Annotated in this window: 10 protein-coding genes; 1 reads left to right on the top strand and 9 read right to left on the bottom strand. The window is 73.1% G+C overall.

All coding sequences use genetic code 11. The features are described from left to right. Window positions 1–3: 3 nt before the first annotated feature. The 9 genes from ACY0MJ_RS04255 to ACY0MJ_RS04215 form a co-directional block, all read right to left on the bottom strand. Window positions 4–4,248: an ATP-binding protein gene (locus ACY0MJ_RS04255; RefSeq protein ID WP_462637039.1), complete on the bottom strand. Its 4,245-nt coding sequence runs from the start codon at window positions 4,246–4,248 to the stop codon at window positions 4–6. A 91-nt stretch (window positions 4,249–4,339) separates the two neighbouring features. Continuing rightward, window positions 4,340–5,572 carry a glycolate oxidase subunit GlcF gene (gene glcF, locus ACY0MJ_RS04250; RefSeq protein ID WP_462637038.1) on the bottom strand — a complete coding sequence of 411 codons (1,233 nt, stop codon included), beginning with the start codon at window positions 5,570–5,572 and terminating at the stop codon, window positions 4,340–4,342. Next, window positions 5,572–6,660 carry a glycolate oxidase subunit GlcE gene (gene glcE / locus ACY0MJ_RS04245; protein ID WP_462637037.1) on the bottom strand — a complete coding sequence of 363 codons (1,089 nt, stop codon included), beginning with the start codon at window positions 6,658–6,660 and terminating at the stop codon, window positions 5,572–5,574. Before glcE ends, glcF begins: the two co-directional genes overlap by 1 nt. A 42-nt stretch (window positions 6,661–6,702) precedes the next feature. After that, the gene (locus ACY0MJ_RS04240; protein WP_462637036.1) at window positions 6,703–7,626 is read right to left on the bottom strand and encodes an SMP-30/gluconolactonase/LRE family protein; all 924 of its coding nucleotides are present in this window, start codon (window positions 7,624–7,626) and stop codon (window positions 6,703–6,705) included. Further along, window positions 7,623–8,312, bottom strand: a complete 690-nt coding sequence (locus ACY0MJ_RS04235; RefSeq protein WP_462637035.1) for an aldose epimerase family protein — start codon at window positions 8,310–8,312, stop codon at window positions 7,623–7,625. Before ACY0MJ_RS04235 ends, ACY0MJ_RS04240 begins: the two co-directional genes overlap by 4 nt. A 41-nt stretch (window positions 8,313–8,353) precedes the next feature. Continuing rightward, the gene (locus ACY0MJ_RS04230) at window positions 8,354–9,733 is read right to left on the bottom strand and encodes an ammonium transporter (protein WP_462637034.1); all 1,380 of its coding nucleotides are present in this window, start codon (window positions 9,731–9,733) and stop codon (window positions 8,354–8,356) included. A gap of 28 nt (window positions 9,734–9,761) precedes the next feature. Beyond that, window positions 9,762–10,100 carry a P-II family nitrogen regulator gene (gene glnK, locus ACY0MJ_RS04225; RefSeq protein ID WP_462637033.1) on the bottom strand — a complete coding sequence of 113 codons (339 nt, stop codon included), beginning with the start codon at window positions 10,098–10,100 and terminating at the stop codon, window positions 9,762–9,764. Window positions 10,101–10,123: 23 nt separating this feature from the next. After that, complete coding sequence (locus tag ACY0MJ_RS04220) at window positions 10,124–10,849, bottom strand: TorF family putative porin (RefSeq protein WP_462637031.1); 726 nt, start codon at window positions 10,847–10,849, stop codon at window positions 10,124–10,126. Between the two features lie 144 nt (window positions 10,850–10,993). Then, window positions 10,994–11,461, bottom strand: coding sequence for a c-type cytochrome (locus tag ACY0MJ_RS04215; RefSeq protein WP_462637030.1), 468 nt, complete (start codon window positions 11,459–11,461; stop codon window positions 10,994–10,996). 166 nt (window positions 11,462–11,627) lie between these two features. On the opposite strand from ACY0MJ_RS04215, the gene ACY0MJ_RS04210 reads away from it, so the two are divergent. Next, window positions 11,628–13,154, top strand: coding sequence for a YifB family Mg chelatase-like AAA ATPase (locus tag ACY0MJ_RS04210; protein WP_462637029.1), 1,527 nt, complete (start codon window positions 11,628–11,630; stop codon window positions 13,152–13,154). Window positions 13,155–13,184: the final 30 nt, after the last annotated feature.

The following is a 13,184-nucleotide window of genomic DNA, read 5'->3' as shown; positions in this document are numbered from 1 at the left end:
GCCTTACAGCGGCAGCGAGGCGCGGCCTTCGCCCGCCGCGACCGACGCCAGCAACTGCTGCAGCACCGCGACGTCCACCGGCTTCACCAGGTGGTGGTCGAAGCCGGCTTCCTGCCCCTTGCGGCGATCCGCTTCCTGGCCCCAGCCGGTCAGCGCGATGAGCGCGCCGTTCCAGTCCGGGTGGCGCTCGCGCAGCGCCCGCGCGACCTGGTAGCCGTCCATGCCCGGCATGCCGATGTCCAGCAGCACGGCCTGCGGCCGGGAGGCGGCGAAGCGCGCCAGCGCCGCCTCGCCGTCGTGCACCATCTCCGCCCGCGCGCCCAGCAACTGCAGCAGCGTGCGCAAGGTGTCGGCGGCATCGCGGTTGTCGTCCACCACCAGCACGCGCAGCGCCGGCATGGGGGCGGGTTCGGGCTGCGGCGCCGGCGCCGCCAGCGACTCGCCCAGCGGCAGCGCCAGCGTGAAGGTGGCGCCCTGCCCCGGCCCGTCGCTGTGGGCCTCGAGCGTTCCGCCGTGCATTTCCACGAGGCGGCGCGACAGGGCCAGGCCGATGCCCAGGCCCTGCGAACGCTCGCCCCGGCTGAACATCTCGAACAGGCGCTGCGCCTCGCCCGGCGGAAAGCCGACGCCGCTGTCGCGCAGCGTCAGGAGCACGCGGCCCGCCTCCACGGCCACCTTCAGGGCGATGCGGCCACCGCGGTCGGTGTAGCGCGCCGCGTTGTTCAGCAGGTTGGAGAGCACCTGCGCCAGCCGCGCCGCATCCCCATCGAGCCGGAGCTCGCGCTCGGGCAGCTCGACCTCCAGCGCATGGCCCGCCTCGCGGACCAGCGGCTCGCTCGTTTCCAGCGCGTGCCGCACCACGTCCTTCAGGTCGACCGGCTCGCGGCGCAGGGCGAGCGTGCCGCGGTTGATGCGCGAGATCTCCAGCAGGTCGTCCACGAGGCGCACCAGCTGGTCCACCTGCCGGCCCATCATGCCCAGCATGCCGGGATCGGCCCGCCCCTCGGCGAGCCGCAGCACGTGCAGCCCGTTGCGCAGCGGCGCGAGCGGGTTGCGCAGCTCGTGCGACAGCGTCGCGATGAATTCGTCCTTCCGGCGATCCGCTTCCTGCAGCTGCTCGATCAGGCGCACGCGCTGCTCGTGCAGCCTCGCGTTGTCGATGGCGACGGCCGCCTGCGCCGCGATGCCCGCCACGATGCGCTCGGCCTTCTCGGTGAAGACGCCCGGCTCCGGATGCCCGAAGAACAGGCCGCCCAGCACCTCGCCCGTGCGCGAGGTCACCGGCACGGCCAGGTAGCTGCGCACCGGCAGGTGCCCCTTGGGCATGCCGTAGTGCGGCGGGCTGTGGCCGTAGCGCGGATCGCGCGTGATGTCGTCGGCGCGCACGATCGCCTCGCCCGCGAAGGTCGGCCCGAAGACGGCCGTGTTGCGCGGCATGGCGAAACCCGCGAAGTGCTCGCGCGGGACGCCCGACAGCGTGTAGAGCATGTACGACTCGCCCTGCGCGTTCACCACGTTGTAGAAGAAGGCGCCGAAGTGCGCCGCCGTCAGGTCGGTGGCGACGTCGGTGACCGCCTGCACGATGCGCTGCAGGTCCGATTCGCCGGCGAGGGTCAGCCCCACCTGGTTCAGCTTCTCGAAGCGCCGCGCCTCGTCCTGCGCCGCCAGCTCCGCCAGCTTGCGTTCGGTCACGTCCTGCAGCACGCCGATGAAGCCGCCGACCGCGCCGGCGGCGTCGCGTTCGGGGATGTAGGTGCCGTGCATCCAGCGCTCGCCGCATTCCGGGTAGGGCAGCAGCTCCTCGAACTCCACGGTTCGGCCGGCCAGCGCATCCTCCGCGTGCTGGCGCAGCGCCGGCCAGGCGTCGCCCAGGACCTCGGGCATCGCGCGCCCGACCACATCGCGGATCTGTCGCCGGAAGCGGGCGGCATAGGGTGCGTTGACGAAGCGGTAGCGCATCCGCGCGTCGCAGTACAGCAGCAGCACGGGCGCGTTGTCCGTCACCAGCCGCAGCTGCTGCTCGCGGTCGCGCACCTGCACGGCGGATTCGCGGCGCAGTTGCGAGATCTCCAGCCGGGCGGCGATGCGGGCGAGCAGTTCGCGCGCCGTGAAGGGCTTTTCCAGGTAGTCGTCGGCCCCGGCGTCCAGCCCTTCGATGCGCGCGGCCTCGCCGGCGCGCGCGGAGAGCAGCACGACGGGCAGCTCCGCGATCGCGGGCTGCTGGCGGATGCGCCGCACCAGCCCCAGGCCGTCCAGGCGCGGCATCATCACGTCGGCCAGCACCAGGTCGGCGCCCCGGCGCTGCACCGCTGCCAGCGCGGCTTCGCCGTCGGCGACCGCTTCCACTTCGTAGCTGTCGGCCAGCAGGTGGCGGATGTAGTCGCGCATGTCGGCGTTGTCGTCCGCGAGGACGATGCGGCGGCGGGCCCCTGCCGCGGCCTGCGCGGGGGTGGGCTCGTCGTTTCCGGGCAGCCAGCGCAGCGCCTCCTCGACATAGGCCTCGGAGCGCACGGCGGTGCTCGCCAGCGCGGGCGCGGCGCCCACGCGCGCCGGGTCGAGGTGCGCCATGCCGGACGGAATGGTCACCGTGAAGCAGCTGCCCTCGCCTTCGCGGCTGTCCACGGAGACGCTGCCGCCGTGCAGGCGCACCAGTTCCTGCACCAGCGCCAGGCCGATGCCGGAGCCCTCGTGCGTGCGGCTCCGCGTGCCCTCCACCCGATGGAAGCGTTCGAGCACGCGCGGCAGTTCCGCCGCCGGGATGCCGACCCCCGTGTCGCGCACGCGCAGCGCGAACTGGCTGCCCTCCTGGGACAGGGTCACGACCACTTCGCCCTCGAAGGTGAACTTGAAGGCGTTGGACAGCAGGTTCAGGACGATCTTTTCCCACAGCTCGCGGTCCACGTAGGCGGGCGCCGCGAGCGGCGGGCAGTCGACCACCAGCCGCAGCCCTGCCTTCTCCATCGCCGAGCGGAAGGAGCTGGCCAGCTCGCTGGTCAGCGCCGCCAGGTCGGTGGCGACGAAGGTCGCCTGCGCGCGCCCGGCTTCGATGCGGGCGAAGTCCAGCAGCGAGTTCACCAGCTTGTGCAGGCGCATCGCGCTGCGGCGCGCGAGCTCCAGCCGGTCGCGCTGCACCGGCGCCAGCGGGCGCGTGGGGTCGGCGAGCACGTCCTCCAGCGGACCCATCATCAGCGTGAGCGGCGTGCGGAACTCGTGGCTGACGTTGCTGAAGAAGGCGGTCTTGGCGCGGTCCACCTCGGCGAGCATCTCGGCGCGCCGGCGCTCGTGCTCGGAGCGGCGCGCGCTGTCGAGGGCGGCGGCGATGTTGGCGGCGACCATCGCCAGGAAGTCGCGCAGCCCGTCGTCCACCTGCTGGCGGGGACTCGCGCCGCACACCAGCCAGCCGTGGCCCGCGTCGCCCGTGCCGGACAAGGGCAGCACCAGCACCTGGCGGATCGCCTCGGGCCAGGGACCGGCGTGCAGCGGCCCCCAGCCCGCGAGATCGGCGGGCCCGAGCACGACGCTCGCCCCGGGCAGCGGCCAGGAGGGACCCGCGGCGGGCAGCGTGGGCGGCGCGGCCGGCGAGCCCTCGAGGCCCGCCTGCCCCACCAGCCGGGCGCCCTCCCCGGCGTCGGGCGCGTACAGCAATGCGAAGGGCAGGTCCTCGGGATTGCTGGCCAGCACCTGCATCACCTGGCGGCGCACGTCGCCCACCGTCTGCGCCTGCGCCGCGATGCGGCCCAGGTCGCGCAGCGTGCGCAGGCGCCGCTCGCCGAAGACGCGGCCCGTGGTTTCGCTGACGATGCAGAACACGCCGCCGACCCGCCCCGACTCGTCGCGCACCGGGTCGTAGGACACGTCGAAGTAGGTTTCCTCCAGGTAGCCGTGCCGCTCCATGAAGAAGGGCCGGTCGCGCGCCCAGAAGGCTTCGCCGGTGCCCAGCACGCCGTCGAACAGCTCCTTCAGCCCGGCGCGCCACAGTTCGTCCCAGGCCTCGCGGATGGGGCGGCCCAGCGCGCCGGGGTGCTTCGCGCCGAACACCGGCCGGTAGGCATCGTTGTAGACGGTGACCAGCTCGGGGCCCCAGAACAGCGCGATCTGCGCCTTCGAGGGCAGCAGGATGCTCACGGCGCTGCGCAGGCTCTGGGGCCAGCCCTCGATGGGACCCAGCGCGGTCGCGGCCCAGTCGAAGGCGCGGATCCGCTCTCCCATCTCGCCGCCGCCCGCGAGGAAATCCTGTCCTGAGGTCATGTCGAAAGGCTTTCCGGATATCCGTTCTGCTTTTTACATCACTCTGGCCGAGCTGCGGGGCCGCGCAGCTCGGCCGTGGACGGATCGGCGACTACGCCGGGTCGCGCAGGGCGGCGTCGAGCACTTCCACCCAGTGCCGCACCGGCAGCTCCGTACCGGACTGCAAGTGCTGGATGCAGCCGATGTTGGCCGAGACGATGGCCTGCGGCTGCAGCGCGCCCAGGTGCCCCAGCTTGCGGTCGCGCAGCGTGTGCGCGATGTCCGGGTGCAGCACCGAGTAGGCGCCGGCGGAGCCGCAGCACAGGTGCGACTCGTTCAGTGCCACGCGCACGGTGAAGCCGAGCGCCGCCATGCCCTGCTCGACGCCGCCGCGCAGCTTCTGGCCGTGCTGCAGCGTGCAGGGCGGGTGGTAGGCGAACACGCCCGGCTGCGGCCGCACCTTCTCCTTCAGCGCCGGCACGAGATCCGGCAGCAGCTCGCTCAGGTCGCGCGTCAGCGCGGCTATGCGCTTCGCCTTTTCGGCATAGGCGGGATCGTGCCGCAGGTAGTGGCCGTACTCGCGCACCGTCACGCCGCAGCCCGACGCGTTCATCACGATCGCTTCCACCATGCCGCCCTCGACGTACGGCCACCAGGCGTCGACGTTGCGCCGCATGTGCGCGCGGCCGCCGTCCTGGTCGTCCAGGTGGAACTTCAGCGCGCCGCAGCAGCCCGCCTCGGGCGCGACGATCGCCTGGATGCCCGCGGCATCGAGCACGCGCGCCGTCGCCGTGTTGATGTTGGGCATCATCGCCGGCTGCACGCAGCCCGCGAGCATGAGCACCTTGCGCGCGTGCGTGGCCGTCGGCCAGGCGCCGGCGTCCTGCCTGGGCGGCACCTTCTCGCGCAACCGCTGCGGCAGCAGGCCGCGCACGGACTGCCCCAGCTTCATCGCCGGCCCGAACAGCGGCGAGGTGAGGCCGTTGCCGAGCGCCTGGCGCAGCGCCTTCGAGGGCGCGCCGCGCGGCACCTTGCGCTCCACGATGCCGCGGCCGATGTCCACCAGCCGCCCGTAGTCCACGCCGCTCGGGCAGGTGCTTTCGCAGTTGCGGCAGGTGAGGCAGCGATCGAGGTGCAGCTGCGTCTTGCGCGTCGGCTGCTCGCCTTCCAGCACCTGCTTCATCAGGTAGATGCGCCCGCGCGGGCCGTCGAGCTCGTCGCCGAGCACCTGGTAGGTGGGGCAGGTCGCGGTGCAGAAGCCGCAGTGCACGCACTTGCGCAGGATGGCTTCGGCTTCGGCGCCCTCGGGCGTGCCCTGGAATTCCGGGGAGAGATGGGTCTGCATCAGGAATGCGCGTAGAGGCGGCCGCGGTTGAAGATGCCCGCGGGGTCGAACTGCTGCTTCAGTCGTTCGTGGATGGCGGCGAGCGCGGGCGCGAGCGGCGTCAGGCGCTGCTGCGCGTCGGGCCGTTCGCTGCGGAACAGGGTGGCATGGCCGCCGGCGCGCACCGCGGCGTCGCGCACGCGCTGCCCGTCGCCGGGCGCGACGCGCACCCAGCGCTGCGCGCCGTGCCATTCGACCAGCGGCGGCTCGGGCAGGCCCAGCAGGGGCGCCGTCTGCGGCACGGACACGCGCCAGAGATCGCGGCCGGCGCGCTGCTCGAACCAGGGAAGGCGCTGCTCGCGCAGGCCGGCCCAGTCCGCCTGCGCGGACGCGGGATCGACCCGCTCGCCGCCGAGCGCGCGGCAGGCGGCCTCGACGGCCGCGACGGCGCCGCGCAGCCGCAGGTCCAGCGTGCCGACGCCGCCGACCTCGCGCCAGCGGCTCGCCGACAGCGGCAGCGGCTGGCCGCCCCAGGCGTTCAGGCGCTGCAGCGCGTCGGCCTGCGAGAGCTCGAAGCGCAGCGTCGCCTCGGCCGGCGCGACGGGCAGCACCTTGAGGCTCACCTGCGTGATGAGCCCCAGCGTGCCCATCGCTCCCGCCATCAGGCGCGAGACGTCGTAGCCGGCCACGTTCTTCATCACCTGGCCGCCGAACACCAGCGCCTCGCCGCGGCCGTTGACCAGCTCCAGGCCCAGCACGTAGTCGCGCACCGCGCCGACACTGGCGCGCGCCGGCCCGGACAGGCCCGCGGCCACCATGCCGCCCACGGTGGCGTGCTCGCCGAAATGCGGCGGCTCGAAAGGCAGGCACTGGCCTTGCGCGGCCAGAACCTGCTCCAGTTCCGCCAGCGGCGTGCCGGCGCGCACGGTGACCACCAGCTCGCTCGGCTCGTAGCTCACAATCCCCTGCAGGCCGCGTGTTTCCAGCAGCTCGCCCTCCAGCCGCTCGCCGTAGAAATCCTTGCTGCCGCCGCCGCGGATGCGCAGGGGCATCCCCTGCGCCGCGGCGGCGCGGATGCGTTCGGTGAGTTCGTCCAGGGCGGCTTGCATGGGCTCCGATGTTACGTGCCCGCGCCTGCCCCTTGCCTGGGCCTAGTCGATGAAGAAGTTGGCCGGCAGCCCCGCGACGTCCGCCCGCGCGGTGAGCACGTGGCCCGAAGCCGGAAACGCCTGCAGTTCCTCCGCCGGCCGCTGGTGCCGCGCGGTGGTCAGGTAGAGCGTGCGCCGGTCCGGGCCGCCGAAGCAGGGCATCGTGGGGCAGCGCACCGGCAGGGGGAATTCCGCCGCGATGTCCCCGGCCGGGGACAGGCGCACCAGGCGCTGGCCTTCGAACAGCGCCACCCAGTAATGGCCTTCCACGTCCATGGCCGCGCCGTCGGGACGGCCGCCGTAGCCCGGTTGCCCGGGCTGCCAGCCGGGCGGCTTCTCCGCGAAGCGGTGGAACACGCGGTGGTGGCGCATCACGTTGGCGTCGGCCTCCCAGTCCCAGGCGAAGACGGTGTGCTGCGCCGTGTCCGCCCAGTACAGGGTGTGGTTGTCCGGCGACCAGGCGAGGCCGTTGGCATTGGTCGCGTTGCCGGCCTTCAGCTGCACGATCGGCCTGCCGCCGTTGCCGTTGCCGGGCCGGCAATCGAGCGCATAGAGGTCCGCCTTGCGCGCGTCCTTCGGCTCGTAGATGGTGCCGGCCCAGAAGCGGCCCAGCGTGTCGGCCTTGCCGTCGTTGAAGCGCGTCGTCTCCGCGTGCGGGAAGCGCACGATGGGCTGCAGCAGGCCGCCCCAGTCGCGCGCGCGGTAGATGCCGTCGCGCATGCCCAGCACGAGGCCGCCGCTGGCGGCCGGCGCGATGCAGCCCGCTTCCTGCGGCAGGTCCCAGGTGTCGCCCGCGCCCGTGGCCGGGTCCCAGCGGCGCACCCGCTTGCCGGGGATGTCGACCCAGTACAGGCGCTGTTCGCGCGGATGCCAGAAGGGCGACTCGCCCAGCAGGTCCGGCTCGGCGACGGCGATGTCCCACTTCATGCCTGCGGCTCCACCGCGATGCGCAGGGTGGCGACCAGCGATTCGCCCGGCGGCAGCAGGGCGAGGCCGAGCGCGGCCGCCTCGGGCGAGGCCGGCTGCGCCGCCGCGGGCAGGTGGCTCACCGGCGCGAGCGCGATCGCCTCGCGCGCGGCCTCGGGCAGCACCAGCAGGCGCGTGAGGCCGGACTGCAGGTGCACGGCCAAGCGCTCGTCGTGCAACTCCGCGTCGCCGTCCCAGGCTTCGTAGCCGTGCTCGCCGGCCCGGCCGCCGGCACGCACCACGAGGCGATGGCCCGGCCGCCGGGGGAAGAAGGCCTGCCAGCCCAGCCCCGCCGGCGCGGGCCGGCCCGACTGGTTGGTCAGCGCGAGCGTGAGCTCCAGGGCGCCTTCGGCGAGGCGCAGCGTGTGGGAGCAGTCGAAGGCATGGGGCCAGGCGGCGTCGGGCCGGTGCTCGTACGCGAGCATCGCAGAGGAAGCGTCCTGGTCCAGCACGGTCCAGGGACGCTGCCAGGCCACCCCGTGCAGCGCGAAGGGCACCATGGGGTGGCAGGCCGAGGCGAGCGCGGAAGGTTCGGCCGCCGGCAGGGCGCGCAGCACCGGCAGCTCGCCGCACCACAGGCCGGCGATGCAGCCTCCCAGCCCGGGCTGCAGCTCGCAACGCAAGCGCCCGGCGCGCAGTTCGACCATGGGCTCGTCTCCTTTGGGCCCATTGTGCCGAACCCGCGCGGTCAGCGGTTGTACGCCGTCTCGCCGTGGCTGGTGATGTCCAGGCCCTCGCGCTCCTCTTCCTCGCTGACCCGCAGGCCCAGCAGCAGGTCGACCACCTTGTAGGCGATGAAGGACACCACGCCGGACCAGGCGATCGTGGTCAGCACGGCCTGCAGCTGGATCCAGACCTGGCTGCCGATCGAGTAGTCCGCGGCGGCCTGGTTGGCGACGTAGTCGTAGAGGCCGGCGCCGCCCAGCGACGGCGAGGCGAACACGCCGGTGAGCAGCGCGCCCAGGATGCCGCCGACGCCGTGCACGCCGAAGACGTCGAGCGCGTCGTCCGCGCCCAGCAGGCGCTTGAGCCCGTTGACGCCCCACAGGCAGACCAGTCCCGCCAGCAGGCCGATGACGATGGCGCCCATCACGCCGACGAAGCCGCAGGCCGGCGTGATCGCCACCAGCCCGGCGACCGCGCCCGAGGCCGCGCCCAGCATCGAGGCCTTGCCCTTCGACAGCGCCTCGCCCGCGATCCACGACAGCGTGGCGGCGGCGGTGGCGAACAGCGTGTTGGCGAAGGCGAGCGCCGCCGTGCCCGTGGCTTCCAGGTTGGAGCCGGCGTTGAAGCCGAACCAGCCCACCCACAGCAGCGCCGCGCCGACCATCGTGAGCGTCAGGCTGTGCGGCGTGAGCGATTCGCGGCCGTAGCCGATGCGCTTGCCGATGACGTACGCGCCCACCAGGCCCGCGACGCCGGCGTTGATGTGCACCACCGTCCCGCCCGCGAAGTCCAGCGCGCCCTTGGCCCAGAGCCAGCCGGCGGCGGCCGTCACGGCGTCCAGCGACTTCGCGTCGGTGATCGCGTCGGGGCCGTCCCAGTACCACACCATGTGCGCGATCGGCAGGTAGCCGAAGGTGAACCACAGCGCGCAGAACAGCAGCACCGCGGAGAACTTGATGCGCTCGGCGAAGGAGCCGACGATCAGCGCGCAGGTGATGGCGGCGAAGGTGGCCTGGAAGGCGATGAAGCTCAGCTCGGGGATCACCACGCCCTTGCTGAAGGTGGCGGCCACCGAGTCGGGCGTCACGCCCGAGAGGAACAGCTTGCCGGCGCCGCCCAGGAAGGCGCTGCCGCCGGTGAAGGCCAGGCTGTAGCCGTACAGCGCCCACAGCACGTAGATCAGCGCCGTGACGACGAACACCTGCATCAGCACCGACAGCATGTTCTTGCTGCGCACGAGGCCGCCGTAGAACAGCGCCAGGCCGGGGAGGGTCATCATCAGCACGAGCAGCGTGGCCACCGTGAGCCAGGCGGTGTCGCCCTTGTCGGGCGTCGCGGTGGCGGCGGCCGCCGGCAGCGCCACTGCGAGCGCGAGGCCCGCGAAGGCGAGGAACTTCTTCATGTCTTGCTCTCCTGGAGGGTGGAATGCTTCAGAGCGCTTCCCGGCCCGTTTCGCCGGTGCGGATGCGGACGACCTGCTCGAGGTCGTAGACGAAGATCTTCCCGTCGCCGATCTTGCCGGTGCGGGCCGCGCCCTCGACGGCTTCGATGGCGCGGTCCACCAGCTCGTCGGAGATGGCGGCTTCGATCTTCACCTTGGGCAGGAAGTCCACGACGTATTCGGCGCCGCGGTACAGCTCGGTGTGGCCCTTCTGCCGGCCGAAGCCCTTGACCTCGGTGACGGTGATGCCCTGCACGCCCAGGGCGGACAGGGCCTCGCGCACTTCGTCGAGCTTGAAGGGTTTGATGATGGCGGTGACGAGTTTCATGGGCTCTCCTTGCAGCGACGGGATCAGAAGCTGTACTTCGCGCCCAGCACCCAGCCGGGCTTGCCCAGGTCCTTGCCCTTGGCACGGTAGGCATCGGTATTCGTGTCCACGCCGGCCAGGCTGGCGCTGAAGCCGTTGCCGAAGTCCTTGGCGAGCGTGAGCGACCAGTCGGTGTACGAGGACCCTGAGTTGTTGCGCACGCGCTGGTGGCCCACGTGCGGCGTGAGCGTCAGGCCCCACACGGGCAGCGGGAAGGTCGCGGCCAGTTCCAGGTAGCCGCTGCCGCGGCTGTCGGCCGTGCCGAACAGGTTGGTGGTGGAGTGCGAGTACTTCAGCGTCGCCGGGCCCCAGGTCGCGGCGAGGTAGGCCTCGGTGGTGTCCGGGTTCACGGCCAGGTCCGAGCCCGGGTAGAGATAGCGCAGCAGGCCCGCGTCGAGCCCGATCGGGCCGGCGTTGAAGCGGTAGCCGCCGTAGACGTCGAGTTCGGCGTCCGCGTCACCGCCCGCGTCCTGGATCCAGCGGATCGAGGACGCCCAGGTGCCCACGTACAGGCCGCTCGCGTGCGCATACTCGGCGCCGCCCTGCAGCGCGGGACGCAGGCGCGTCTGCGAGATGCCGCGGAAGCGGTAGTCGCTGACGACGCCCACGTTGGCGGACAGCGTGGAAGCGGCGTCCTGCGCGCTGGCGTGGCCGAGGGCGGCGCTGGCGCAGGCGAGCAGGATCCACCGCAGGGCGGGGCTGGTTTTCATGCGTTCTCCGTGCTTGAGGTAAGGGACTCGACCCTTCCCAAGCAGGAGGCGTGCCAGGCACGGCCGGCCCGCGCACGCGCCGTCTCGCACCGCTGGCGTGCGCGGTGCACCCCCGCATTGCACCTGCCTGGGGCAGGTGCCTGCTCAGCGGGACTGCGAGACCATGTAGTCGACGGCCGCCTTCACTTCGGCGTCCGACAGCGCGGCGTTGCCGCCCTTGGGCGGCATCGTCCCCTTGCTGCCGGTGAAGCCTTCGATGGCGTGCTTGTAGAGCACCTCGGTGCCCTGCGCGATGCGCGGGCCCCAGTCGGCCTTGTCGCCCGGCTTCGGTGCGCCGGTCACGCCCGCCGTGTGGCAGGCGGTGCAGGTCTTGTCGAACACACCCTTGCCGAGCGCCGGATCGCCGGCTCCGGCGGCCGCGACGGCCATGCCGGATGCGGCGCTGGCCGCGCTTTCGGCGGCGGGCGCAGGCGAAGGCGCGGGGGCGGGTGCGGGTTCGGGGGCAGGCGCCGCGGCAGGTGCCGGGCCGGGCGCAGGAGGCGGGGCTTCCTGCTTGCTGCAGGCCGCCAGCGCGGCGGCGGAAACGACGAACGCGAGTGCAAGCTTGTTCATGGTGGAGTCTTTCTTCAAGCGGGCAAGGGGAATTCTAGGAAGCGACACCTCTTCCTTGGGGCGCTCGCGGCGAAGGAAGATTCCGGTGCGGTAGCGCACACGGATCCGGGCACGGTCGTCCTCCGCGGCCGCTGCGGCGTTGAGCGCGCCAGGAGGAGCCCGCGCGATGAGCCTGTGCCTGGTGCAAAGCCGTGCCCTGGTGGGCCTGGAAGCGGCCGCCGTCACGGTGGAGGTGCACGTCGCGAACGGCCTGCCCAACTTCCTGCTGGTCGGGCTGGCCGAGACCGAGGTGAAGGAGGCGCGCGAGCGGGTGCGTTCGGCGCTGCTGAATTCGGGGCTGGAATTCCCGCACAACAAGCGCATCACGGTGAACCTGGCGCCGGCGGACCTGCCCAAGGACGGCGGGCGCTTCGACCTGCCGATCGCGCTGGGCATCCTGGCCGCCAGCGGCCAGATCGACGGCGCGCGGCTCGCCGGCCACGAGTTCGCGGGCGAGCTGTCGCTGTCGGGCGAGCTGCGGCCCGTGCGCGGTGCGCTGGCCACCAGCCTCGCGCTGCATGCGGCCACGGGCGCGGCGCGCCTCGTGCTGCCGCCGCAGAGCGCGGAGGAGGCGGCGCTGGTGCCGGGCGCGAACGTCGTGCGCGCACGGCACCTGCTCGATGTCGTGCAGCAGTTCGTGCGCTCGAACGCGCCGCCGGAAGAATGCGCGGGTTGGGCGGCGCTGGCCCCGCAGGCGCCCGAGGCCGCCACCGCGTATCCCGACCTGGCGGACGTGAAGGGCCAGGCCGGCGCGCGCCGCGCGCTGGAGATCGCCGCGGCGGGCGGCCACAGCCTTCTCCTCGTCGGCCCGCCCGGCGCGGGCAAGTCGATGCTCGCGCAGCGCTTCGCCGGCCTGCTGCCGCCGATGACGATCGCGGAGGCGCTGGAAAGCGCGGCGGTGGCCAGCCTGTCGGGCCGCTTCAGCCTGCAGGAATGGGCGCGGCGCCCCACCTGCGCACCGCACCACTCGGCGAGCGCCGTGGCGCTGGTGGGCGGCGGCTCACCGCCGCGGCCGGGAGAGATCTCGCTGGCGCACCACGGCGTGCTGTTCCTCGACGAACTGCCCGAGTTCCCGCGCGCCGCGCTGGAGGCCTTGCGCGAGCCGCTGGAGACGGGTCGCATCACCGTCGCGCGGGCCGCGCGCCGCAACGAGTTCCCGGCCCGCTTCCAGCTGGTCGCGGCGATGAACCCCTGCCCCTGCGGCTGGCTCGGCTCGGGCCGCGCCTGCCGCTGCTCGCCCGAACAGGTCGCGCGCTACCAGGGGCGGCTGAGCGGTCCGCTGCTCGATCGCATCGACCTGCACGTGGAAGTTCCGGCGCTCGGCGCCGCGCAGTTGCTCGATGCGCCGCCCGGCGAGCCGACGGCGGTGGTGCAGGCGCGCTGCCTGCGGGCGCGCGAGCGTGCGATGGCCCGGCAGGGCAAGGCCAACCACGCGCTGGAAGGCGAGGAGATCGACCGCCATGCCGGCGTGTCGGCGCACGCGGCGGATTTCCTGCGCGCGGCGGCGGGCCGGCTGGAATGGAGCGCGCGCTCGACGCACCGCGTGCTGAAGATGGCGCGCACCATCGCCGACCTCGCGGGAGCGGCGGCGGTGGACGTGGTGCACGTGGCGGAGGCGGTGCAGTATCGGCGGGCGCTGCCGGCCTTGCGTTGACGCCGAAGCTGGGGTTCGCCTGCGGCTCAC

Source organism: Ramlibacter sp. bp-362 (genome assembly GCF_054956735.1).
The sequence above is the reverse complement of the archived record's forward strand: the minus strand, read 5'-3'. Positions and strand labels throughout refer to the sequence as shown.